Origin of the sequence: Rhizobium sp. P40RR-XXII (assembly GCF_012641405.1) — a bacterium.
GTDB lineage: Bacteria > Pseudomonadota > Alphaproteobacteria > Rhizobiales > Rhizobiaceae > Rhizobium.
This window is the reverse complement of sequence record NZ_JABAII010000027.1, coordinates 24,550-47,839: the sequence shown is the minus strand read 5'-3', so window position 1 is coordinate 47,839 and position 23,290 is coordinate 24,550. Positions and strand designations below refer to the sequence as shown.

The 23,290-nt window shown below is 61.0% G+C and carries 19 protein-coding genes and 1 pseudogene; 4 read left to right on the top strand and 16 right to left on the bottom strand.

Annotation, left to right across the window (positions count from 1 at the left end; genetic code table 11):
• Position 1: 1 nt before the first annotated feature.
• Genes HGP16_RS31560 through HGP16_RS31535 form a run of 6 tightly spaced genes read right to left on the bottom strand, consistent with a single transcriptional unit; the run spans position 2 to position 5,518 of the window.
• On the bottom strand, positions 2-865 hold the full coding sequence (locus HGP16_RS31560; RefSeq protein WP_168843875.1) for a branched-chain amino acid ABC transporter permease: 864 nt from the start codon (positions 863-865) through the stop codon (positions 2-4).
• A complete protein-coding gene (locus tag HGP16_RS31555; RefSeq protein ID WP_168843874.1) occupies positions 862-1,572 on the bottom strand; it encodes an ABC transporter ATP-binding protein in 711 nt (236 codons plus the stop codon). Before HGP16_RS31555 ends, HGP16_RS31560 begins: the two co-directional genes overlap by 4 nt.
• Positions 1,572-2,291: an ABC transporter ATP-binding protein gene (locus HGP16_RS31550; RefSeq protein WP_168843873.1), complete on the bottom strand. Its 720-nt coding sequence runs from the start codon at positions 2,289-2,291 to the stop codon at positions 1,572-1,574. The genes HGP16_RS31555 and HGP16_RS31550 overlap by 1 nt, the downstream gene beginning before the upstream one ends.
• Before the next feature lie 3 nt (positions 2,292-2,294).
• Positions 2,295-3,572 (bottom strand): ABC transporter substrate-binding protein, encoded by a 1,278-nt coding sequence (locus tag HGP16_RS31545; RefSeq protein ID WP_168843872.1) that lies wholly within the window; start codon positions 3,570-3,572, stop codon positions 2,295-2,297.
• A 24-nt stretch (positions 3,573-3,596) separates the two neighbouring features.
• Positions 3,597-4,661 carry a maleylacetate reductase gene (locus HGP16_RS31540; protein ID WP_168843871.1) on the bottom strand — a complete coding sequence of 355 codons (1,065 nt, stop codon included), beginning with the start codon at positions 4,659-4,661 and terminating at the stop codon, positions 3,597-3,599.
• Positions 4,658-5,518 (bottom strand): dioxygenase, encoded by an 861-nt coding sequence (locus HGP16_RS31535; protein WP_168843870.1) that lies wholly within the window; start codon positions 5,516-5,518, stop codon positions 4,658-4,660. The genes HGP16_RS31540 and HGP16_RS31535 overlap by 4 nt, the downstream gene beginning before the upstream one ends.
• An 80-nt stretch (positions 5,519-5,598) precedes the next feature.
• Here HGP16_RS31535 and HGP16_RS31530 point away from each other — a divergent pair, with 80 nt between their 5' ends.
• Positions 5,599-6,549 carry a LysR family transcriptional regulator gene (locus HGP16_RS31530; protein ID WP_168843869.1) on the top strand — a complete coding sequence of 317 codons (951 nt, stop codon included), beginning with the start codon at positions 5,599-5,601 and terminating at the stop codon, positions 6,547-6,549.
• 36 nt (positions 6,550-6,585) lie between these two features.
• Here the strand turns inward: HGP16_RS31530 and HGP16_RS31525 are convergent, their stop codons facing one another.
• From HGP16_RS31525 to HGP16_RS31480, 10 genes are all read right to left on the bottom strand, one after another.
• Positions 6,586-7,200 (bottom strand): flavin reductase family protein, encoded by a 615-nt coding sequence (locus HGP16_RS31525; RefSeq protein WP_168843868.1) that lies wholly within the window; start codon positions 7,198-7,200, stop codon positions 6,586-6,588.
• Positions 7,197-8,423, bottom strand: coding sequence for an acyl-CoA dehydrogenase family protein (locus tag HGP16_RS31520; protein WP_168843867.1), 1,227 nt, complete (start codon positions 8,421-8,423; stop codon positions 7,197-7,199). Before HGP16_RS31520 ends, HGP16_RS31525 begins: the two co-directional genes overlap by 4 nt.
• A gap of 61 nt (positions 8,424-8,484) precedes the next feature.
• Positions 8,485-9,264 carry an alpha/beta fold hydrolase gene (locus HGP16_RS31515; RefSeq protein ID WP_168843866.1) on the bottom strand — a complete coding sequence of 260 codons (780 nt, stop codon included), beginning with the start codon at positions 9,262-9,264 and terminating at the stop codon, positions 8,485-8,487.
• Positions 9,265-9,288: 24 nt separating this feature from the next.
• Entirely contained in the window at positions 9,289-10,302 is a 1,014-nt protein-coding gene (locus HGP16_RS31510) for a zinc-dependent alcohol dehydrogenase (protein ID WP_168843865.1), read from the bottom strand.
• The gene (locus tag HGP16_RS31505) at positions 10,299-11,342 is read right to left on the bottom strand and encodes a branched-chain amino acid ABC transporter permease (RefSeq protein WP_168843864.1); all 1,044 of its coding nucleotides are present in this window, start codon (positions 11,340-11,342) and stop codon (positions 10,299-10,301) included. The genes HGP16_RS31510 and HGP16_RS31505 overlap by 4 nt, the downstream gene beginning before the upstream one ends.
• 4 nt (positions 11,343-11,346) lie before the next feature.
• Positions 11,347-12,204 carry a branched-chain amino acid ABC transporter permease gene (locus tag HGP16_RS31500; protein WP_168843863.1) on the bottom strand — a complete coding sequence of 286 codons (858 nt, stop codon included), beginning with the start codon at positions 12,202-12,204 and terminating at the stop codon, positions 11,347-11,349.
• Positions 12,191-12,922, bottom strand: coding sequence for an ABC transporter ATP-binding protein (locus HGP16_RS31495; protein WP_168843862.1), 732 nt, complete (start codon positions 12,920-12,922; stop codon positions 12,191-12,193). The genes HGP16_RS31500 and HGP16_RS31495 overlap by 14 nt, the downstream gene beginning before the upstream one ends.
• The gene (locus HGP16_RS31490) at positions 12,919-13,614 is read right to left on the bottom strand and encodes an ABC transporter ATP-binding protein (protein WP_205926759.1); all 696 of its coding nucleotides are present in this window, start codon (positions 13,612-13,614) and stop codon (positions 12,919-12,921) included. Before HGP16_RS31490 ends, HGP16_RS31495 begins: the two co-directional genes overlap by 4 nt.
• Positions 13,615-13,750: 136 nt before the next feature.
• Positions 13,751-15,049 carry an ABC transporter substrate-binding protein gene (locus HGP16_RS31485; protein WP_168843860.1) on the bottom strand — a complete coding sequence of 433 codons (1,299 nt, stop codon included), beginning with the start codon at positions 15,047-15,049 and terminating at the stop codon, positions 13,751-13,753.
• A gap of 80 nt (positions 15,050-15,129) precedes the next feature.
• The gene (locus HGP16_RS31480; RefSeq protein ID WP_168843859.1) at positions 15,130-15,948 is read right to left on the bottom strand and encodes an SDR family NAD(P)-dependent oxidoreductase; all 819 of its coding nucleotides are present in this window, start codon (positions 15,946-15,948) and stop codon (positions 15,130-15,132) included.
• Positions 15,949-16,160: 212 nt separating this feature from the next.
• On the opposite strand from HGP16_RS31480, the pseudogene HGP16_RS31475 reads away from it, so the two are divergent.
• From HGP16_RS31475 to HGP16_RS31465, 3 genes and pseudogenes are all read left to right on the top strand, one after another.
• A pseudogene (locus tag HGP16_RS31475) lies at positions 16,161-16,265 on the top strand (4Fe-4S dicluster domain-containing protein); the annotation flags it as partial.
• Positions 16,266-17,296: 1,031 nt separating this feature from the next.
• A complete protein-coding gene (locus HGP16_RS31470) occupies positions 17,297-20,239 on the top strand; it encodes an NAD(P)-binding protein (RefSeq protein ID WP_168843858.1) in 2,943 nt (980 codons plus the stop codon).
• An 11-nt stretch (positions 20,240-20,250) separates the two neighbouring features.
• A complete protein-coding gene (locus HGP16_RS31465) occupies positions 20,251-23,232 on the top strand; it encodes an AAA family ATPase (RefSeq protein WP_168843857.1) in 2,982 nt (993 codons plus the stop codon).
• Positions 23,233-23,290: the final 58 nt, after the last annotated feature.

Sequence of the window (23,290 nt, the reverse complement as noted above, 5' to 3'; positions counted from 1 at the left end):
ATCAATCCACCGCCCGCGGGAAAAGACCGCGCGGCCTGACGACCAGCACCAGCAGGAAGGCGATATGGCCCGCAAGGATCTGCCATTCCGGATTGATCGCGGCGCCCACGGTCTGCGCCACTCCGATGATGATGCCGCCGGCCAACGTCCCCCAGAAGGAGCCGAGTCCGCCGATGATCACGGCCTCGAAGGCATAGATCAGCCGCGCGGGCCCCATGGTCGGATCGAAATTGGCGCGCGTGCCGAGATAGAGAGCCGCGATCGTCACCACCATCATGGCTAGGCCGGTGGCGGTGGCGAATATGCGCTCGGCGCGGATGCCCATCAGGCCCGCCGTGGCGCTGTCGTCCGAGGTGGCGCGAAAGGCCCGGCCGAGCGAGGTGCGGTAAAAGACGAGGTTGAGCGCGACGATGACGCCAACCGCTGACAGGAAGGTGAGAAGCGGCATTGTGCCGATGCTGACAGGACCGATCTTGAGCGATGCCGTTTCCAGGGCGCCCACCGAAATCCTGCGGCTGTCGGCCGAGAAGCCCTCGAGCAGGCCGTTCTGGATCACGACCGAAAGGCCGAAGGTCACGAGCAAGGGCGGAAGTATGTCGTTGCCAAGCGTCCGGTTGAGCACAAGTAACTGCAGTGACCAGCCGAGTACGAACATCACGGGCAGCGCGGCCATAGCGGCAATGAAGGGATTGAGCCCGAGTGCCGAGACCAGCAGTAGGACCAGAAAGGCGGCCAGCACGATCAGATCGCCATGCGCGAGATTGACCAGCCGCATGATGCCGAAGACGAGGCTGAGACCGGCCGCAAAGAGCGCGTAAAGGCCGCCGAGCAATATGCCCTGAATGATCGTGTCGAGCCAGTTCATCGCGCATGTGCTCCGAAATAGGCGGCGTGGATATCCTCCCGGCTCAGCGTTGCCGGCGTGCCCGTCAGCGTCACCCGTCCCTCCATCATACAGTAGACCCGATCGGCCACTTTCAGCGCCTGGCCGATGTCCTGTTCGATGATGACGATCGACGCGCCGGTCGCGCGGATTTTGGGAAACGCCGCGTAGATATCCCTGATCACCACGGGGGCGAGGCCGAGGCTCACCTCGTCGCAGAGCAGCACACGCGGATTGGACATCAGCGCGCGGCCGATCGCCACCATCTGCTGCTGTCCGCCCGAGAGCGCTGTGCCGGGATGGTGGCGGCGCTCCTCCAACACGGGAAAGAGATTGTAGATGGTGTCGAGCGACCACGCACCGTTGCCGACCCGGCCGTATTTGCCGATCAGCAGGTTCTCCTCGACGGAGAGGGAAGGAAAGAGCCGACGGCCTTCCGGCACCATGGCGATGCCGAGTTGCAGGATATCCGGAGCGGCCAGGGCGCCGATCTCCCGGCCGTCGAACCTGATATGTTCGGGCACGTTGCGGATCAGGCCGGAGATCGATCGCAGCAGGGTCGACTTGCCTGCGCTATTGGCGCCGATCACGGCGACCGTGTCGCCTTCATTCAAGGTGATATTGACGCCGAACAGTGCTTGGAAGTCACCATAGAAGGCCGTCAGGCCATGTGTCTCGAGCAGCGCCATTAGACATCGATCCCGAGATAGATTTCGCGCACGTCCTTCGAGGCCATGATCCTGTCGGGATCACCGTCGCCGATCACCCGGCCGAAATGCAGGACGACGAGACGGCTGACGACCGAATTGAGGGCATGCAACACATGCTCGACCCAGATGATGGAAACGCCGCGCCTATGAATGGCGCGGATCGTTTCCATAAGTTCCTGGCATTCTCCTTCCGTCAATCCACCGGCGATTTCGTCAAGCAGAAGGATCTTCGGGTCGGTCGCGAGTGCGCGGGCGAGTTCGAGGCGCTTGCGCTGCAGGAGCCCAAGGCTTCCGGACAACTGGTTCGCCTTGGAATAAAGCCCGGTCTCGACGAGGATGTCGGCACAGCGGTCGCCGACCTCTCGTTCGGTTTTGTGCGATCCGAAGACGCCGGCGACCAGCAGGTTCTCGAACACCGTCAGCTTTTCGAAAGGCTGTGGGATCTGGAACGTTCTGCCGATACCGGCGAGGCAGCGCGCCATCGTCGGCTGTCGCGTCACGTCATTGCCGTCGAACCGGATTGTGCCGGCATCGACGCGGATATTGCCGGTGATGAGGTTGAACAGCGTCGACTTGCCGGCGCCGTTCGGTCCGATCACGCCGAGCGCCTCGCCTTTTTCCAGCGCAAGCGAAATCTGGTCGGCGACCCTCAGGGCGCCGAAGCTTTTCGATACCTGGTCGAGGGCGAGTATGGACATGGCTCAGCCGATAGCCTCCATCTTGCCGCCGGTCGGAATGTTCGGCGCGGACTGGTTGTCGACGATGACGAGGTCATAGCCGCCGCCGTCCTTGAGGCGCCACTGACCGCCGACCAGCGGTGTCTTGGCGATATTCCTGGCGGCAAAGGGTGGCACATTGAGCCCGTCCCAGGCCACCTTGCCGACGATCGTCTCGATATTCGAGGCGGCGATGGCGGCGATGACGGCTTTGCTGTCGGTCGGGTCGGCACGCTTCATCACGTCGACGGCGACCTCGAACAGTGCGTGGACGAAGCCGATTGGCTGGGTCCAGGGCCGGCCCGTGGCCTTGGTGAAGCCTTCGGCGAGTTCACCGGCGCTCTGGCCGGTCAGCGAAGACTTGAACGGATGGCTCGCCGACCACCAGACTTCGCAGGAAAGGTTGTGCCCGTTCTTGCCGAGTGCCTCGACCGCCTGCGGGAACAGGATTGCCTTGCCGATGGAAGCGACCTTGGGCTTGAAGCCCTGTTGCTGTGCCTGATTCCAGAACGTGGTGAAATCGGGCGGGATCATCACGCCGGTGATGACGTCGCTGCCGTCGGACTTGAACGCATTGATCTGAGCAGAAAAGTCGTCGGTCAGGTTCTGATATCGGCCCGGATCCTTGAGCGTATAACCGAGCTTCTCCAGAACCGGCGGGAAGCCCAAGGTCTTGTCGCCCCACGCATTGCCGTCGCCGTCGTTTGGAAACAGGCCACCGACCTTCCTGTTGGTCTCGAGCTGGCCCCACATATTGGTATAGACCGCAATGACGTCCTCCAGTCCCCAAAAGAAGTGGAAGGCGCTGTTGAACGGTTTCCACGATCCCGGGTCGCCCGGATTTGCTTGTTGGCCGATGAACCAGGGTTGCCATGGGGCTGCCGTCGAAATGCAGGGCACCTCTTCCGCCTCGCAGGTCGTCGCTACGGGGTTGGTTGTCTCCGGCGTCGATGCCACGAGGACGAGATTAACCTCGTCACTGACGATCAGTTCCTTGGCGACTTCGGCGGCGCGGTTCGGATTGGATTGGCTGTCTTTCACCATGACTTCGTAATTCAGGCCAGCCTTCTTGGCGGCGGCCATGAAACCGTCGATGATGAACTTGTCGGCCTCGGCGAAAGCGGCGAGCGGGCCGGTCTGCGGGCTGACATAACCGAGCTTAATCGGGGTGCCCTGGGCGATTGCCGGCATGGCGAGGCCCGATGTCACCGCCAATGCGCCCGTAGCGGCTGCGGACTTCAGCAAGTCACGTCTCGTAATCATATTCATTCCTCCTCCCAAAAGAACTCAATATGGCGGTGGTGTTCCGCTCCAGGCGTCCTTTAATAGTGCGCGGATCGCCGTCCGGTCGATCGGTCGCGGATTGGAATAGGGGTTCTTGGTTGCGATGTCGGCCGCCCGGTCGAGATCGGCCTCGCTGAGGCCGAATTCCATGAGCGCCATCGGCGCCCCGATGGATTTGGCAAAGTCGTAAAGTGCCTGTCCGGGTGTCGCGCCGCCGAAAATGTCGGAGATCGGCATCATCAGATCCGGCACGGCCGACGCGTTGAAACCGATCGTATGCGGCAGCATGACGGAATGGGTTTCGGCATGCGGCGTGTCGAAGGTGCCGCCCAGCGTGTGACAGATCTTGTGATGGAGCGACATCGAGATCTGTCCGAGAACGGTGCCGCAGAGCCATGCGCCGTAAAGCGCCTTTTCACGAGCGGCGGCGTCGCGCGGGCTGCCGATAAGGACGGGCAATGCGTCCTTCAGCGCGCGCATGCCATCGATGCTCATCATTGTCGTGATGGGATTGCGGTCGGGCGCATAGAGCCCTTCGGCGGCATGCGCGATCGCATTCAGGCCGCTGGTGACGCTCATGCCGACCGGCAGGCCGAACGAGAGTTGCGGATCATAGATCACGACTTCGGGCGTAACCTTTGGGCTGCGCAGCGTTGTCTTGGCGCCGTTCTCCGTCTGGCCGAGGATCGGCGTGACTTCGGAACCGGCATAGGTCGTGGGCACGACGATCTGCTGGATATCGGTGCGATAGGCCATGGCCTTACCAAGTCCGGTCGTCGAGCCGCCGCCGAGCGAGACGACGCAATCCGCGCCAAGCTCGGCCGCCCGCGCGACGGCGCGCTGGGTGACGTCAACCGGCGTATGCATGGTCGCCTCGGTGAAAGTGCCGACCGAGAGATGTCCGAGCCGCGCCGACATGGCTTGCGCATCGGATGCCTGGTGCGGTGTGGACAGCACCAGCGCGCGGCGGCATTCCAGGGCCTCCACCCATCTGCCAACATCGCCACTCGTCCCGTTGCCGAAGACGATGTGCGCCGCGCTGCCCTGATAGGAGAAAGACAGGCTCATGTCGTTCCTCGTCCCTTCTTCGCCCTGACCATGGTGAAGGTGAAGTCGAGCGCCGTCGCATCCTCCTTCCCGGTTGGTTTGAATTCCCCGATGAGCTCGTCCTTCACGCCGAACAGGGCGTCCTGGCCAAGATGCGGATCGCTGCCGTCATAGACATGCGTGCTGATCGTCTCAAAGCCATCGGCCTTGATCAGGAAATGGAGATGTGCCGGACGGCGCATGGCAAATCCCAGCCCACCCAGCATCTGGCCCACTGGGCCGTCGCCGGGCACGGCATAGCCGCCCGGGCGAACGGTCTTGTAGCGGAAACAACCCTGGTTGTCGGTCGTGAAGATGCCGCGGAGGTTGAATTCCGGCTGCTGGTCAGGCTGCTGGTTCTCGTAGAAGCCTTTGCTGTTGGCCTGCCACGTCTCCACCGTGGCGCCGGCGATCGGCTTGCCGTCGAGATCCTGCACATGGCCGCTGACGGCAAGTGTCGGGCCGATCCCGTCGAGCGAAATATTGGCGTCGAGCGTAAGCCGTGGCGCATCCGCCCGGTAGAAGGGGCCGCGCACCGTATTGGGCGTCGCGCCTTTCGGCCGGTTCGTGTTTATTTCCTCGACAAGCGCGGTGACACCGAGCAGGTCGGAGAGCAGAACCCATTCCTGCCGGCGGTCGTCGCTGGCATGGCCCACATCGGTCAGGAATTCCATCGCCCGCCGCCAATCGGCTTGCGACGGACGGGTCTCCCGAATGAGCTTGTGCAGATGCTCTATGAAAGGAACCATGAAGGCTTGCAGCGGTCCCGCGGCGTGCTTGTCGAGCCGCTCGGCGACACGCTGCGCAGAGTTGCGCTCACTGAACGATATGTCTGGCATGACTTCTCCCATGACGAGAACCTAACAGGCCGGAATAGAATGCTTGATAATTTTTTCGGCGATTTATATTCGTTATTGTTATGAAGATCGATGAAAGGCACCTCGCGCAGCTCGCAGCGGTCGTCCAGGCAGGCGGCGTGACCGAGGGTGCGACCATGCTCGGGCTCAGCCAGCCGGCTGTGTCGCGCACGCTTGCGATGCTGGAAAAGCGTCTGGGCGAGCCGCTTTTCCTCAAGGGACGGCGGCCGCTGCAACCAACGCCGCTCGGACGGGCGCTGGCCGATCACGGCCAAACCATCCTGACCTCTGCCCGCAAGGCATCCACCCTCGTAGAAGGCTTTCGCCATGGCCGCACCGGGCTGGTGCGCGTCGGCGGCACGCCTTTCTTCATGGATGCTCTGATCGCCGGCATGGTCGCGGGCTTCCAGAATTCCTTTCCCGACGTCCGCATCGAGCAGAGCTACGGCTATCTTTCCGAACTGCGCGCTGCCATCGTCGCAGACCGGATCGACCTCGCCATCTGCCCGATCGACATGCTCGAAGAGGGCTCGGGCATGCATTTCCAGGAACTGTTGCCCGGCCGCAATGTCGTGGCCTGCCGCGTTACGCATCCGCTGCTGCTCAAGCGCAAGCTTGCGGGTCCTGAACTGCTTGACTTTCCCTGGATCGCGCCGCCGCCCGGCAGTCCGCTGCTCGCTGATCTGCGCAGCCTGGTTCTCTCGCTTGGCGCCACCGAGACGAAGATCCGCTATGCGGGCGGTTCGCTGACGAGTGCGATCAACTACATGAAGGAAAGCGACGCATTGACCATCCTGCCGCATAGCGTCGTCTTCGCCTACCGCAACGACAGGGCGATCACCGCGCTGCCGGTCGAAATCCCCCATCCGGAGCGGGCGCTCGGCCTGCTCCGGCGCTCGGGCGATCTCGGCGCACCGGCCATCGAGGCGTTCTCGGCGCATCTTCGCAAGAGTTTCGAGAATCTGAGGCATCTGATCAAGCGCCACGAACAGTCCGTGATCTGGGGCATGTAGCGGGAAAAGCCGGCGGACACTCGCCGGCCTTTTTTCTCAGAAGGTCGCAGAATCGTCCGGCCACAACAGCACCGGCGCCGAGGCAGTATCGGCCACCGGACCCAGCGCGTGCCAGGCCCGGTTGGAATACACCAGCGCTTCAGCTTGCCGCGTCGCATGCGCGCCGGATGAGACGGATGTCAGTTCCGCCGTCACCAGGCAAGCGCCCGGCGTTTCCAGCCGGCCGCGCAGCTCAGCGCGAAACCAGAGCTCGACCTGCGGATAGTATGGCTCTCCGCTGTCGAGGCGCGACCAGCGCACATCCGGTCCGAAGCGATCCTTGCCGGATGTCGCGCAGAGCCGGGCGAGTTGCATATCGGCACGGCGTACGAAATGCACGACGACGGATGCGGCGCGCTCGACCACCTTCGCACTTGAGGACGATGCCGAGAGCGAGAAGGCGACCATCGGCGGGGCGGCACTGATCGAGATCAGCGAGCTTACGGTCAGCGCCACAGGACCCTCGGCACCCTCCGCCGTGATGATGGCGACGCCGGACGGATGGTGCCTGAAGGCGGCCAGGAACGCCTCCGTGAGGCCGGAACCAGTGGCGGCGGCGCCTGTTTCGGGCGCAGCCCCCTTGCCCGGCATTTCTTTCGCCGGCGCGCTCATTTCTTCTCGACCAGGTCGTAGAACTGCCAGGTGCGGTCGCTCCACAGGCCGGCAATGTCGCGGCCGGCAGCGGCGACGACGTTCGGGTTTATCGTGAAATGGTTCGCGGCCGTCAGCATCTCGCGATAGATCCGCTGCATCACGCCGTAGCGCAGCGAAGCTCCACCGAGCGACCGATAGACGAAATGGCAGGCATCGACGCCGGCCTCATGCACTTCAGATTTAGCGAGATGCACCAGGCTGATCTGGCGCGTCGTCATCCGCTTGCCGGCCTCGATCGATGCCTCGACCTCGCGCCAGACCTCGAAAAGGAAGGCGCGGGCGGCCCGGACACGGGCTTCGGCCCGGCCGAAATCGTACCAGAACTTGTCGCTTTCGCCGAGCAGGCCGGCGCGGCCGGTCTTGGTCTTCGCGTATTTCGCGGCCTCGTCGAGCATGCGGCGCGAGGCACCGATCGCCCAGCCGGAATGGCCGATGGCGGCAAGACCCACCACCCCGAGGCTGAAGAATTCCTGCATGCGCTGCGGCTCGGCAGTCAAGATCGGGAACACCATGTCATCGGGAATGAAGACATTATTGGCGGTATAATCGATGCTGCCGGTGGCCTGAAGGCCAAGGACGTTCCAGTTGCCGAGCAGCTCGTAGTCGTCGACCGGCGCATGGGCGCAGAGCACGATTACGTCGCCCTTCTCGTCCTTGGCCGGTTGGCCGTTGCCATCGTCGAGCAGGGCTGCGGTATGAGTATAGGTCGCGTGGTAGATGCCGCTGGCATAGGACCATTTGCCGTTCAGACGATAGCCGCCGTCGACCTTCGTCAGCATGCCGGTCGGCGTACCCTGCCCGGAGAACCGGTTGTCGGTCTTGCCGCCGTACAGGCGGCTGATGGCGGTGTCGGGGAGGAAGGCCGCCGACATCGCGCCGATGCAGGCATGAACCATCGAGACCCAGCCGGCCGCGCCGCTGTGATAGGTGATGGCCTCGATGAGCCGCAAGCCCTGCGTCGGCGAGAGCTGCGCGCCGCCAATGTCCTCGCCGGCGAAGATATGGCTCATGCGGATAGGCTTGAGCGCCTCGAAGGTCTCGTCGTTGAGGCGGCCGAGCTTCTCGTTCGCCTCGGAATTCTTGTCGAGGATCGGGCCGATCTTCTCGACATGAGCCATGAGGGACGCGAAGTCCGTCTTCGTGCCCCAGTAGCCGGATGCGTGCTTGATAGGTGCGTTCATTGACAGTTCCTCCTTGATGGTCCTGGTCGTCGCAGATCGCCCGCGGCGCCGCGCTCGGGTTTCACTTGGCGAGGAAGTCGCCGATGGCGGTGACGGTGCGTGGATCTTCCTGCATGGCGAAATGGCCGACATTCTCGATGATCAGCGTTCGGGCATTCGGGATGGCAGTCTGCCAGAGCGGCGCCTGCGAGGCGGGCAGCATACGGTCCCTGTCGCCCCAGACGATCAGGGTCTCGTTGGGGATCCGGTTCAGCCAGCGGCCGAGATTCGGATGACCCATGCCGTGCACCTTGAGAAGGTTGCCCAGCGCCGTGCCCTCCTTCTCGCGGGCGGCGAGGAAAGCCTCGACCGAGGGGCATTCCGAACCGCCCGGGAAATAACGCGCCGCGACCTCGATATTATGGGCGAGATAGGCGGGAAACTGATCCGGCGGGATCTGGCTCAGATCCGCGCCGGGATGATCCTGATGGTTGAGGCCGGCCGGCGCGTTCAGCACCAGCCTGCCGAACCGTTCGCCGGCGACGGCGGCGATCTCGGCCGCCATCCAGCCACCCATGGAATGACCGACCAGATGCGGGCGCTCAAGGCCGAGCGCCGTGACGAGGCGGAGATTGTGAACCACCATGTCCTGCATGCCGGAAATGTGCGGCGCCTCGGCGCTCTCCCCGAAACCGGGATGGAAGGGCAGGTAGACGCGGAAACGGTCGGCAAGGCCGCGCGCCCAGTCGTGCCCCTCGATCGTTGCCGCGCCATGCAGGGCGAGCACGGCGGGGCCGTGGCCGATCGCCTTCACGACCGTGAGGACGCCATCGATGTCCTGCGTCAGGGTCTCAAACTCCATAGCCTATCCTCCTCGTACATTCGGTCACGCCGCATCCGCGGCGATCAGCACCTTGCATTGTGTCGTTCGGCGCCTGAGCCCCTCGAAGGTCTCAGGCACGTCGTCGAAGCCGACCCGGCCCGTAATCAGCGCCTGGGGGCGGTAGCGGCCGGCGCCGAGCGCACCAAGCGCCGTCTCGAACTCGGCCATGTTGAAGAACACCGCGAAGACGAGCCGGATTTCCTTCGACAACGCCGCGAAGGGATCCCATTCGTCGCCGCCGACGCAGAGACCGACGCCGACCACCGTTCCGTGGGTGCGGACGAGCTTGCAGGCGAAATCGATCAGACCGCGCTTGCCGACGCATTCGAAGACGATGTCGGGTGCGCCGCCCGTTTGGACACGGAAATCGTCGGCAAGTCCGGGGCCGGAGATGGCAAAGCCGGTCGCGCTGACCGAGGCCGCGCGCTCTTCCTGATGCCGGTTGATGTCGGCGACGATAACATCGCGGGCGCCATGGCGCCGCGCCCAGAAGGCGACCAGCAGGCCGATCGGTCCGGCGCCGAGGATCAGCACGCGGTCGCCGGCCTTCAGTCCCGACCGCATGACGCAATGCAGTGCCACGGCGACCGGTTCGGCCAGTGCGCCTTCCTCGATGGGAAGGTCGTCGGGCAGGATACGGCATTGACGGGCGGCGACGGTGGTGAATTCGGCATATCCGCCGCCGATCAGCCGCATCTCGGCGCACCATGCGGGCTCGCCCTTTATGCAATTGTCGCATGCGCCGCATCCGCGCATCGGCGCCACCGCCACCCGGTCGCCCGGCTTGAGCTCGGAGACGGCGCTGCCGCGTCGGATCACCTCGCCGGCAAATTCGTGGCCGAGCACATCGTGGCGGTTGAGGCCGAAGGTCGTCGGGTCCTCTGTCATGTGCAGGTCGGATCCGCAGATGCCGCAGGCGGCAATCCTGAGCAGAACCTCATCGTGCGCCGGCTCCGGGACGGGACGTTCGCCCACCGTCAATGGCAGTCCGACGCCATCGAACAGAACGGCCTTCATGTCGGGTCCTCCATCAATCTTCGTCGCGTCGGAAACCAGGGCGCGTCAACGACCTTGCAGATCAGACCCCAGAGGCCGCCGCGCGCGAAAAGCGCCATGAACACGGTGAGCAGGCCGAGCACCACCAGATAGGTCGCGCCATACTGGCCGAACCAGCGCTCGGCGAAGAAATAGATCAGCGCCCCGATCAGCACGCCTTCCAGTGAGCCCAGCCCGCCGACCATGACGATGAAGATCGCGACATTGGCCCAGTTTGGGTCATAGGCGGAAGGTGGCGTGATGCGCAGCTGGGCCATGAAATAGATGGAGCCTGCAAGGCCCGTACCGACAGCCGCGGCAACCCAGATGAGGAAGCGCAGCTGGCTGACATTGACGCCTTGGCTTGCCGCCGCGACCGGATTGTCACGCAGGGCGATCAGCGCCAGCCCATAGCGCGAGCGCATGAGCCAATAGCTGCCGCCGACCGTGACAAGCAGCATCAGCGCGCAAAGGAGCGAGACGCCGACGGCGCGTTCCATGGGCGAATAGCCGGTCATGACGCGCAGGCTCATGCCCGCGCCCCCATTGACGTAGCTGAAGACCGAAGTTGCAAGCCGCAGCACCTCGGCGACGACCCAGGTGCCGATCGCGAAATAGGGACCGTCGAGCCGGTGCAGCAGGCCATAGGTGGGGATGGCGAGCAGGGCGGGCGCGATCATCGCCAGCAGCACGGCGACGAACGGATTGATGCCCCAGAGCTGCGCCATAACGAACATCATATAGGCGGCAACGCCGACAAAGACCTGCTGACCGACCGACACCAGCCCGGCATAACCGGCAAGCAGGTTCCACATCTGGGCGACGGCGATGTAGCAGCAGAGCTCGACTACGTCGCGGATCAGACCCTGGCTCGCCCAGAGCGGCATCGAGGCGATGCTGAGGAGCGCGATTACGCCCAGCCCCATGGCGATGACACCGGAAAGGGTCTGGCGCTGAACGCGGACCGGCGGCAGATCCGTGGTGCCGGCTAGGCCCGGTGCGGTTGCGAGCGCGTGGTTCACGGTCTCAGTCCTTTCCGAGAATGCCCTGCGGCCGCAGTGCGAGAATGAGCAGGAAGAGGAGGTGGCCGGCGAGAATGCCGAAGCCGGGATCGATGCGGAACCCGATCGACTGGCCGATGCCGAGCACCATGGCGCCGATGAACGCGCCCCAGATCGAGCCCATGCCACCGATGATGACGGCCTCGAAGGCATAGATGAGCTGAAAGGCGCCATCGGCCGGCGATACCGTCGACCGCATCGACTGGAAGACCGCCGCGAAGCCCAGGATACCGACGGCAAGCGCCGTCGCACCGGCATAGACGGCCTTCGGATCGACACCGGTCATCGCCGCGGCCTCGACATCGGCGGCGGCCGCGCGCAGCGAACGCCCGAAGCGAGTATATCGCATCGTGGTCGCGAGTGCCGCCGTCAGCACGGTGGCTGTGACCAGCACGATCACGGGCAGCACCCCGACGAAGAGCGGCCCAAGCTCGAAGGAGGCCTGGGCAATGCCGCCGCTCGGCAACGAACGCGTATCGGCCGACCAGACCTGCAGCATCGCGTTCTGTAGCGCGATCGACAGGCCGAAGGTAGCTATCAGCGAGGGCAGCGGGTCGGCACCGACGACGCGATTGAGGATCAGCCGTTGCAGGATGATGCCGATGATGCCGCCAAGCGCGACGAGCACGATCAGCACCGACCAGGGTCCGAGGCCGAATGTCGAGGCGAGGCTGATGCCGATCAGCGCCAGCAGGATCATCAGATCGCCATGGGTGATGTTGACGACACGCATGACCCCGAACATCAGCGCCATGCCGAGGGCATATTGTGCATAGAGGCCGCCGAGGAGAATGCCCTGGACCAGTCCGTCAAGCCACTGCATGGGATGCTCCGAAATAGGCTTCGCCGATCGCCTCGCGAGACATATCCGCGGAGCGACCGGTCAGGGTCACGCGACCCTCCAGCATGCAGTAGAGCCGATCCGAGGCGGACTTGGCGAGACCGACATCCTGTTCGACCAGCACGATGGCGGTGCCGTTCTGCGAAATCGACGGGATGGATTGATAGATTTCCTTGACCACCTTCGGTGCCAGACCGAGGCTGATCTCGTCGCACAGCAGCAGGCGCGGCTGGTTGAGCAGGGCGCGGCCGATCGCCACCATCTGTTGCTGGCCACCGGAGAGGGACTGGACCGGCGTCGCCTGCTTTTCTTCAAGGATCGGAAACAGCGCATAAATGCGCTTGATCGTCCAGGCGTCGCCGCGGTCGGGTGCGGCATGGTCGACGGCCACACGCAGATTGTCGAGCACCGACATGCCGGCAAACAGCCGGCGCCCCTCGGGCACGATCGCCACGCCGTCGGCCACCATGTTATGCGGCCGGCTGCCGCCGACCGCTCGATCGCCGAGGCGCACCATGTCAGGCGCGACCTTGATCAGACCCATGATCGATTTCAATAGCGTCGATTTTCCGGCACCGTTTGCGCCGATCAGGGCGACGACTTCGCCCTCGGCGATTTCAAGATCGACACCATAGAGCGCCTGAAAGTCGCCATAGCGGGCCTTGAGGCCGTGGGTGGAGAGAAGCGTCTTTCCCGTCATCCCTCGATCCCCATATAGACGCGCCGGACTTCCGGGTTCTTGATGACGTCGTCCGGCAGCCCCTCGGCGATCTTCTCGCCGAAGTTCAGGACCATGATCCTGTCGGCCACGGCCAGCAAAGCGTGTAGAACATGCTCGATCCAGACGATGGTGACGCCGCGGTCGCGGATGCGGCGGATCAGCTGCACGAGCGCCTTGCCTTCCTCGTCGGTCAGTCCGCCGGCGATTTCGTCGAGCAGCAGCAGGCTCGGACTCGAGGCCAGCGCGCGGGCCAGTTCCAGCCGCTTGCGGTCGAGCAGCGTCAGCGATCCGGCCGAGCGGTTGGCCTTGTCGGCCAGCTCGCAATCACGCAGAATCTGCGCGCAGAGCGCATAGCTCTGGGCCTCGGTACGCCCGCCCCCGAAGGTGGCGGCCACGAGAAGGTTTTCGAAGGTCGACATGCCGACATAGGGCCGGGGGATCTGGTAGGTGCGGCCGATACCGATCTTGCAGCGCGAATAGGGCGGCTGACCGACGAGGCGCTCGCCGGCGAAGACGAGTTCGCCGGCATCGTTCCTGAGGTCGCCGCTGATCAGGTTGAACAACGTGGTCTTGCCCGCCCCATTGGGGCCGAGGATACCGAGCACCTCGCCGCCCCGAACGTCGAAACTGATGTCATGCAGGACGCGGAGCGCGCCAAAGGATTTGCTCAATCCTCTCGCTTCTAGCAATACGCCGTTCAATCGATCCTCCGCTCCGGGCCACGGCAGGCGCCGCCCCTCCGGTCTTCATGCCTTCAGATAGCCGGGCGGGCGGGCCGCCCGGCAGCAATGCCCAACGCGTCAGGGATCAGCTCGCCCAGGGAATCACCTTCATCTTCTGTTCGGGTTCGAACAGTTTGTTGACGGTGTTGTCGACGATCCTCAGGTCGTAGGGCCATGTCTCGCCCTTGACCCACTGGCCGCCGAAAATCGGCGTCGTCGAAACATTCTTGTGCGGACCACTGGAGAAATCGATCTTGCCGATCAGCGTATCGATCTTGGTCTCGACCATGGCATCGCGGATCGAGGTGCGGTCGAGCGGATTGGAAGCGCGCTTGAGGATGTCGAGCGCCACTTCCCAGATCGCGTGGCTGTAGCCAAGCGGCTGCGTCCACTGCTTCTTGGTCTCGCTCTCCCACTGGTCGGCGATCTTGCGGCTCACCTGACCCGTCAGCGTCGACTTGAACGGGAAGGCGGGTGTCCACCAGACCTCGGACGACATGCCGTCGCCGAGCGGCCCGAGCGCCTGCACTCCACCTGGGAAGAGCAGCGCTGCGGCCACGGTGACGGCCTTGGGCTTGTAGCCCTGCTGGGCGCACTGGTTGATGAAGGTCTTGAGATCGTCGGGATAGGTGATACCGCCGACGATTTCGCAGCCGGCATTCTTGAACGCGGCGATCTGCGCCGAATAATCATTGGTGCGCGGCTGGAAGAAACCGGGAACCGTGATTGCGAAACCGGCCTTCTGGGCCGGCGCGGGCAGGCCGTAGTCGTTGTTGCCCCAGGTCTCGCCATCGGCATTCTGCGGGAACAGCATGCCGACCTTGCGGTTCGTGTCGAGCGTATTCCACAGGCCGACAAAGGTGTTAAGCGCCTCGTCGAGGCCCCAGAAGAAGTGATATGTCCAGTTGAACGGCTTGTTCTGGCCGCCACGCGGAAAGATCACCGCCTGCCAGGGTGCGCCGGTCGACAGGCAGGGGCATTCGTTAAGTTCCGCCTGGTCGGCCGAAGGGCTGACGGTGTCGGTTGTTGAGGCCGGCAAGAGCAGATGCACCCCGTCGTTCAGGATGAGGTCGCCGGCGACCTCGGCGGCGCGGTTTGGGTCGGACTGGCTGTCGCGGATCAGGATCTCGACATCGAACCTGCCGGCTGAAGTCTCGAGGCCGTCCTTCAGCATGGCCTTGACTTTCTGGGCCGCCCAGCCGTCGGTCTCGCCGAACAAGGCGAGAGGGCCGGTCGTCGGCGTCACGAAGCCGAGCTTGATCGTGCCGGACGATTGCGCCCTGGCGATCATCGGTGCGCCGAGTACGGAGGCAGCGAGCCCGGCACCCATGCCCTTGAGCACGGTCCGGCGGGATGGCTGCGCAAATTTCGTCTTCAGATCCACCTTGGTCTCCTCCCTCTGGTGTTCTTGTCATCTGCACGCCCATTCGGTGACGGCCGGTCCTCCCAGACCCGCCAATCGCCTCACCTGATGCGGTTCATCGAACCGCCGTCTATCACGATCTGGCTGCCGGTGACGTAGGACGAGCAGGGTGACGCCAGATAAAGCGCCAGCCCCTTGATGTCCTCGGTGTCGCCGATCCTGCCGACTAGCGACTGCTCCTCGAAAGCCTTCCGGTCGGCGGGGATCTTCAGCCGGCCGCCGGCAATATTGGTCATGAAAGGACCGGGCGAGATGCAGTTGACGAGGATGCCGAACATGCCCAGTTCCATCGCCATCTGCCGGACGAAATGATCGACGCCCGCCTTGGCCGGCATATACGGCGTGCCGACGATCGCCTCGTTGATCTGGCCGGCGATGGAGGAGGTGACGATGATCCGGCCGCCGCCTGTCGCCTTCATATGGCGCGCCGAGTGCTTCACGGTCGTGTAGACCGACGAGAGATTGACCTCGATGACCCGGTCCCAGTGGTGATCGTCGAGTACGTCGATCGCACCTTCGGCGATACGCCCGCCGGTCGTCGACAGGAAGCCAGGCCCGGCATCGATGCCGGCATTGGCGAAGACCACGTCGATCCGGCCATGCCGCTCAGCCACGGCATCGAAGGCTTCCTTCATACGCGGACGGTCGGCCACATCGACGACCTGTCCCCACACATTGCCGCCATTGACCTTTAGCTCTGCCACGACGCTGTCGAGCATTGTTGGATTGAGATCGAAAATACAGACCCGCGCGCCGTTATCCGCCATTACCTCAGCATAAGCGCGACCGATACCGCTGGCGCCGCCGGTAACGATGACCGATTTGTCGCGAACGTCGAACATCTCTTGCAATGTCGCCATTCTTCTCCTCCCAATTACAGAGAGGCTAGCAGCGGCGGACGCCTGACTAGATGATTTTTTTCAAATTTAATATGTCAATTGGTTATAATCTAAGACGCTTTCATCGGTATTTCCATTGCCGTGCCCAAGGCAGATTTCGGCGTCTTCGAAGAGCGGTTCGCACGATGATGAGTGGGGAGCTTGCGGCTTAAGAAGCTTTTCAGGTGCCGGGCCTTAATTGCGTCCACTGCAAGACCTGAGACATCAAGGATTCCAACCAGAACATCAACTGGGTTCCGTCGCAGGGCGGCGAGGGGCCGGTCTATCCGAATATGTGAGATGCAATGACCGAGATCGGGCAAAAGGCCTGAGACTTAAGTTCCATAGGCGTTACCCCTCAATTTAACTAATCGCCTGAAACAGCGAGCTATTTCTTGACGGTCACTGGTTCGATTCCGGTCAAGAGCGTCTAGATCATCTTCCAGTAGCGATCGCGCTTCACCGTCCTTAAGGCTTTGGGCGCTTCCTGAAGCCGAAGCGTGGCGCGAGGCAAAGGCATTAAGAGATCCAGCACAGAGAGGCCTGCAGGCGTGGGCCCCTTTGACGCCGCAGGGGCTCTCCAGGCCGCCGGCGTGTAAGCTGCCCTGTCCAGCAGGTCTCGGTTCGGTCTGGGCCAAAATACACGCTCAGTTGAGCGATCGTTGAGACATGTATGTGGGTGGGCATGTAATCCGGCCTCAAACGCGCCAAATCTGACGGAAAGGTTCTCGGCCGTCCCACAATGCTCAATGACACTGTGAGTCGGCGTCGCGCAATGACCCCACCAATCTTTGAAATATCAACACCTTGTGACGCCGATTTGCCGCTAATCACCGTGCCAATTCACATGTTGTGTCTCACAACGATACATCCGAGCGAAATGGTTTGGATGAATGTCACGTCTTGAACACCGTGAATTCTATACCCCGTTGGGAACACGTCGAAAATCATCGACTTCAAGGCATCTTGATCACCTAATAGAATTCAGGGCCTGGCGGCCACTGGCCCCACGATTCAACCGTGAGGGCACGGGATATCTCTCGCCGCCACTGTTATGTGCACCCTTGAGAAATTAAATCGGAAATTGCATATATTAGATAGTTGGAAAATTATTGCAGGAGGTGCCAAGCAGAATTCTGACCGAGATACCTGCATACCGAAAATCGCTGTCATCCTGGCCGCGTTGTTCGCTATGGCTGACTGAGCGTCAGAAGTCAAATGCATTTGAATTCCGATTGAATAACACCGTCCGTGCGGCGCTATCCGCATTTGGATGACGTCAAGCGGCTTGTTTGAACAATGAGTGTCTTGGGACAGGGAGCTTGCATTCATGACGCAGGGAACGAGAAAGATCGCCATCATTGGAGGTGGGATCGCATCTATTGCTGCTGCCTATGCACTGACGCAGCAGGTCGGCTGGCAACAACGGTATGACATAACAATCTATCAACGCGGATGGAGACTTGGCGGCAAGTGTGCGAGCGGACGCAATCGAAAGAAAGCAGATCGGATAGAGGAACATGGCTTACACATCTGGGCTGGCTTCTACGACAACGCTTTCAGCCTGATTCGTTCATGTTACGACGAGCTTGTCGCTCTTAAGCTTCGCTCGCCAGATGCTCCGCTCGGGACTCTCGATAAAGCATTGAAGCCTTTGAACAGCTTCATGCTCACAGAGAATGTGCCGGGCACCTCCCCACAGGAATGGCGTCCTTGGTTCATTGAATTCCCACCAAACGACAAGGTACCGGGCACTGGCGGCGTGCTGCCGCAGCCCTTTGACTATTTCAAGCGGGTTGCTGAGTTTCTTGCCTGTCAGGTGGATTCCATAGAGGACAAACTGCCGCAGCAGAATCCGTCAAGCGGGGCAACCGCCATTCGTACGCCAATACATCACCTCGTGGCCTATTCCCGGACAATGCCGAGCGACGCGCGATTGCACACGGCCAAAGACAACGACGAACTCATGGAAATTCTGGAAGGAGTTCGCATCTGGCTTGACGGCATAAAGCCGGGCGAGTGGATCAATGATGATGTAGCGCGAAGGGTTTACTTCATGCTGGATCTCGGAACGGCCTTTGCGACTGGCATGGTGGTGGACCTGGTTTTTCTCCGCGGCTTCAATTCCATCGATAATATTGAATGCACGGCATGGCTTCTCAAGCACGGAGCTTCCCTGCAAGCCGTCAACTCCGCAGCGTTCCGCGGTTGTTACGATTATGTCTTCGGATATCCGGCCGGCATACGTGATCATCGCGGCGTTGGTGCGGGCACTGCGATGCGCGGCTTGCTCCGGCTGGCGTTCACCTACAAGGAAGCTTTATTTTTCAAGATGCAGGCGGGTATGGGCGACACGATCTTTGCACCATACTATCAGGTCTTGAAGCAGAAAGGGGTACGGTTCAAATTCTTCCATGCGGTGACCAACCTTGCGCTATCGGTGTCGCGCGATGCCGTGGAGCGGATTGATCTGGTCGAACAGGCGCGGGTTCTTTCCGGCTCCTACGATCCTTTGTTTGACGTCAAAGGCCTGCCGTGCTGGCCTTCCGAACCGGATTGGTCGCAGCTCGTCGACGGCGAAAAGCTGTGTGAGAGCGGTATTGATTTCGAATCGGAAAAAATACCGGAGCCGGTTGGCCTTCCGAAGTCTCTTCGTCGTGGCGTCGATTTTGATGATGTCATTCTTGGAGCGTCACTGGCATCTCTGCCCTTTATGACGAAGGAGCTCACGCACGCCTCCCCGCGCTGGAAGCAAATGCTTCAGAAGGTCGAGACGGTCGCCACATGTGCGGTACAATTCTGGCTGAACAAGCCGACTTCAGAGACCGGATGGCCGGCGCTGGTGCGGTCCTACAACCAGTACAGCAAGTTCAATCCGACGAATATGCAAACCGTCATGACCGGTTTTGCGGAGCCGCTCGACACTTGGGCGGATATGAGCCATTTGCTCGTTCGCGAAGCCTGGCCGGATCCCGCTCCTCAATCGATCGCCTATTTTTGCTCGCCCTCAAGAAACGCCGACGTGCCATTGCCCTCCATGCAAGAGCAGGCAGCAAAATGGGCTGATGAGCACCTGGTCCGGATTTGGCCTGAAGCCCGCAATACCGACGGCGGGTTCGACAGAAATTTGCTCGTTTCTCTCGAGGGGCAATCGGAGGGCGCCCGCTTCGCCAATCAATATTTTCGTCAGAATTTTTATGGTTCCGAGCGCTATGTGCTTTCCGTTCCCGGTTCACTCGACTATCGCCTGGCTCCCGATGAATCGGGTTTCGTCAATCTCGTTATTACCGGCGACTGGACACTTTGCGGCATCAATGCGGGATGTGTCGAAGCCGCTACAATTTCCGGATTGGCCGCCGCAAGAGTATTTACCGGCTCTACTGAACCTATCTACGGAGAGCTTGATCTGGTGCCGAGCGAGCTGTCGACGCCCGCCTTGCTATCTTCAACAGGTGCACCCTATGCTGATTGGCCGCTTACTTCAGCCTTTCTTAGAGGATCAATGGAAGGGGTTTTCAGCTTCCACGCGTTTGCCGTGGATCAAGTGACGCAAATGCTTGCTCCCGGTCTTGTCTTATCGAAACAATCGCTGACGCCTCCAAAAACACATCCGGTAACGTTCCTGTTCAATCAGCAGACGAATGTGAGGGCGAGTTTTTTGCCGCAGATCATGGGCTTCAAGAGTTATCTTGAGAACATTGTCGCAATCAACTGCGTCGAGATCGAAGGCGGAGACGGTACGGTATTCAGTTTTCTGCCGGCATTGTTTCTGGACAATGCACTGGCGACCTATTCCGGCCGACTGTTCTACGGACTTGCCAAGCAGCTCGCCAACAACACGTTGAATGGCTCAGTTTATCGCACGGTGAGCGAGGAAGATCTCCCAATCTGGCAGATGCGCTACTTCGATCACGCACCGATCGGCCGGCTGGTACAACTCGGAAATATCAGCCTTGTTCGGGCGCTGTTGGATGCGCCTATCCTGACGCCTCGCTTCTTCGGAACCTGGCAGGCGATGGCTTTCGATTTTTCTGTCGGATCGGCATTTGCCGCACCGGTCGCAGCCCATCTCGATATCTACTCGACAAATGGGATTGGGCTGCCCGCAGGGCGGTTGATATCGCCACCGTTCAGGGGAGGGCAGGGGGAAAATGGCCTGCCCGGAGCATTTCGGTGCTGGACCGACTGGACGCTCAGCAATCCGTTCGATTCGTCACGGGTCAAAACGGTCGCAGCTGCACAGAGGTCGTTCGACTTTAATTGGAAGCAATGAGACCGAAGTCCATGTTGGTGCCTGAAGGGATACCTTATTCAAGTGAGGCGAATGCTTTGCAGGAACGGCGACAGGTGACGGTCCTTTTCGCCGATATTGTCAATTATACCGGTATTGCGCTGCATCTTGACCCTGAGGATTTGCAGATAGTCCTTCAACAATACTATATGCTCGCCAAAGCTGCGGTAGAGGCCGTGGACGGACTTGTGGCCGAGCATCTCGCCGACGGGATTGTTGCACATTTTGGTATTCCGACTGCTTTTCCAGACGCTGCGGACCGTGCGGCGGAGGCTGCGAGGGAGATCGTCGAGAAGGCAAAGAAAATCATAGTGGCAGGCAATAGTCTTTCCATCCGCGTGGGTTTGGCTACGGGACTGGTTGTCGCGGAATTTGATGGCATCAATTCGAAGATTATCGGCTCGAGTGGCGTACTGGCGGCCCGTTTGCAGGCATGCGCGCCTCCTGGATCAGTCTATATGTCAAGCCTGACGCATCGGTTGCTTCGACGCCAGCAAGGAGCCCGCTTTATCGGAAATCTTTCCCTGAAGGGATTCCCTGAACCAGAGCCCGTGTGGGTCCTCGATATCGAGAATGCGACTCCGCTGGTGGGCGAAAGCTTTGCGTTCTTTGGTCGAGATGCGGAGTTGGCCCGGCTCGACGCTATTTGGCAAACAGTGCGGCGCTCCGGGCATGCGAGCGCGCTTTGCATCCTGGCTGGGAGGCCGGGAATTGGCAAAAGCCGAATATTGCGCGAGCACAATCTGCGCTGCCAATCCGAGCAGAAGAGGATCATTCTGCAGGGATCCGAACGCCAGACCGATACTGTGTTTTACCCGATCATAGAATGGATCAAGCTGGATGATCGCGTGTCTCTCGACGCTCAAGACACCGACTATCTCAGAGCACTGTGTGAGTCTGAAACGGCGGCGACACTGCAGTTGAGGGAAGCGCCGGGGACTATTCGTCAGCGGACCTTTGATGCCCTGTCGGCGGCTTTTCGAGCGATCGCGAAACGTGCTCCCATCCAGATCGTCGTCGAGGATCTGCAATGGCTGGATCACAGCACCCTTCAATTGATCGGCAAACTCCTGGAGGACCTGAACGATTGCCCTGTCCAATGGTTAGCAAGCAGCCGACCTGAATTCGCCAGTGATCTGCGGGATTTAGAAGCTTCGGTCCTGATGGTTGGGGAGCTAAGTGATGTTGATTGCCATGCGGCAGTCCGTCAATGCTGTGGAAAAGAAATAGCGATCGCTCTGGCGAGCGAAATCGTTAGTCGATCTGAAGGTGTTCCGCTTTACCTCGAGCACCTTCTTCGCGAACTCAATGAGGGGCGTATATCTGATCGTGGAACCGTTCCGGAAACGCTGATTGGCGCGCTGATCGCATGGATTGATGCGTCCGGGCCAGCGCGGCGCGTGGCCCAGGGCGCATCGGTGATCGGGCGTCGCTTCGATGAAACGATGCTTGCCCAGGTTTTAGACCTCGATCAGAATGTCGTAAACGACGATATCGCACGTCTCTGCAGCTTCGAGATCTTCCAGCGAGACGATGCCGCCTCGATAAGTTTTCGGCACGATCTTATCCGGGAGGCGGCTTATGGGACGTTATTGCGCAAACGCCGAACGAGCCTTCACAGACGAGTTGCGGAGATTTTCGAAAGGGGCGATCCACATGATGGCGATAAGGTCATGGCGGAAATTGCCTATCACCGTGAAGCTGGAGGCGATTACTCCATTGCGGCAGGCTATCGGCACAGGGCCGGTCGTTATGCGACAGCGGTTGGTGCTTTTGCCGAGGGCGAAAACCAGTTGCGGGAAGCTGTTCGCCTGCTAGGGCTATCAACGCGAGCTGGCGAGCATGTTTCACGTCGGCAAGCAAATGTTCTTGCGGATCTCGCGGCCAATCTCATGCAGACGCGCGGCTTTACCGATCCGGAGGTGCTGAATACCTACGAGGACAGCCTGATGCATCTCAGAAAGACCGATAGGTTTGATGGAGACAGCCTGGCCATATTCTGGGGCATTTTCACCTATCAAATTCTTATCGGCCAAACCAAGGCGGCCGCGGTGACTGTATCGAGAATGAAGGCAGAGCTCCATCGCATGCCGGCGGACACAAGACTGCCGGAACACCAGCTCGCTGTATTGGGGACCCGCAACGGAATCCAGTTTTATTCGGGAAGATTTCACGACCAGCTTTCAACGATGGATAGAATAAAGGCGCTCTATGAGTTTGACCGCCATGCACCTCTGGCAGCGAAATATGGTATGGATCTACTTGCAACCGCGCAGGCTTTTTCTCCTCATTCCGCAGCTATCACTGGCCAATTTCAGCTGACACGCGAATTGGTCGCCGAGGCTGATGCGCATCAGGTCATGCTCGATATACCACTTATGCTGCCCTTCATTCATATCTGGGGCGGCGTCGCACTTGCCTATATTGGAGATTTTGACCTGGCAATGACCCGCATCCAAAAGGGTATCGCTCTTGCGGATAGGCAGGGCGCCTCCTTTTGGTCGGCAACAGGCCGAATGTGGAGAACGATTACCGAATTCGAGGCTACGGGCGACACGTCTTGTCGGGCCAGGATGGAGCAGGCGCTCGCCGTGCAAAAGCATATAGGGGTTGGAATAGGCATACCCTACTGGTCCGCCAAGCTCGCGGCTGTTTATGCGCTGGATGGAGATGATCGTCGGGCGCAGGAATGCGTCGGGGAGGCGATGAGAGGTTCGGCTGGTACCAGCGAGGGCGCCTGGCGAGCGGAACGACAAAGGCTGGCCGGCCTCGTCCATGAACGCGCTGGACGATCCGCAAAGGCCCTGTCGCTTTATCAGTTCGCTACGCGAACAGCCGGCAGGCAATCGGCACATTTGTGGGAGATGCGTGCCAGGGCGGCGATTGCTCGCATCAACCCAGTAGATGAAGTGAATAACGAGCGCTTGAAGTTGCTCGCCGGCATCGTTCCATTTCACGGATATGGAAACGATTAGGTAATAGCTCCGCCTTGGGCATTATCGACCAACCGGGATGTTTCCCGCTCGGGAGAAC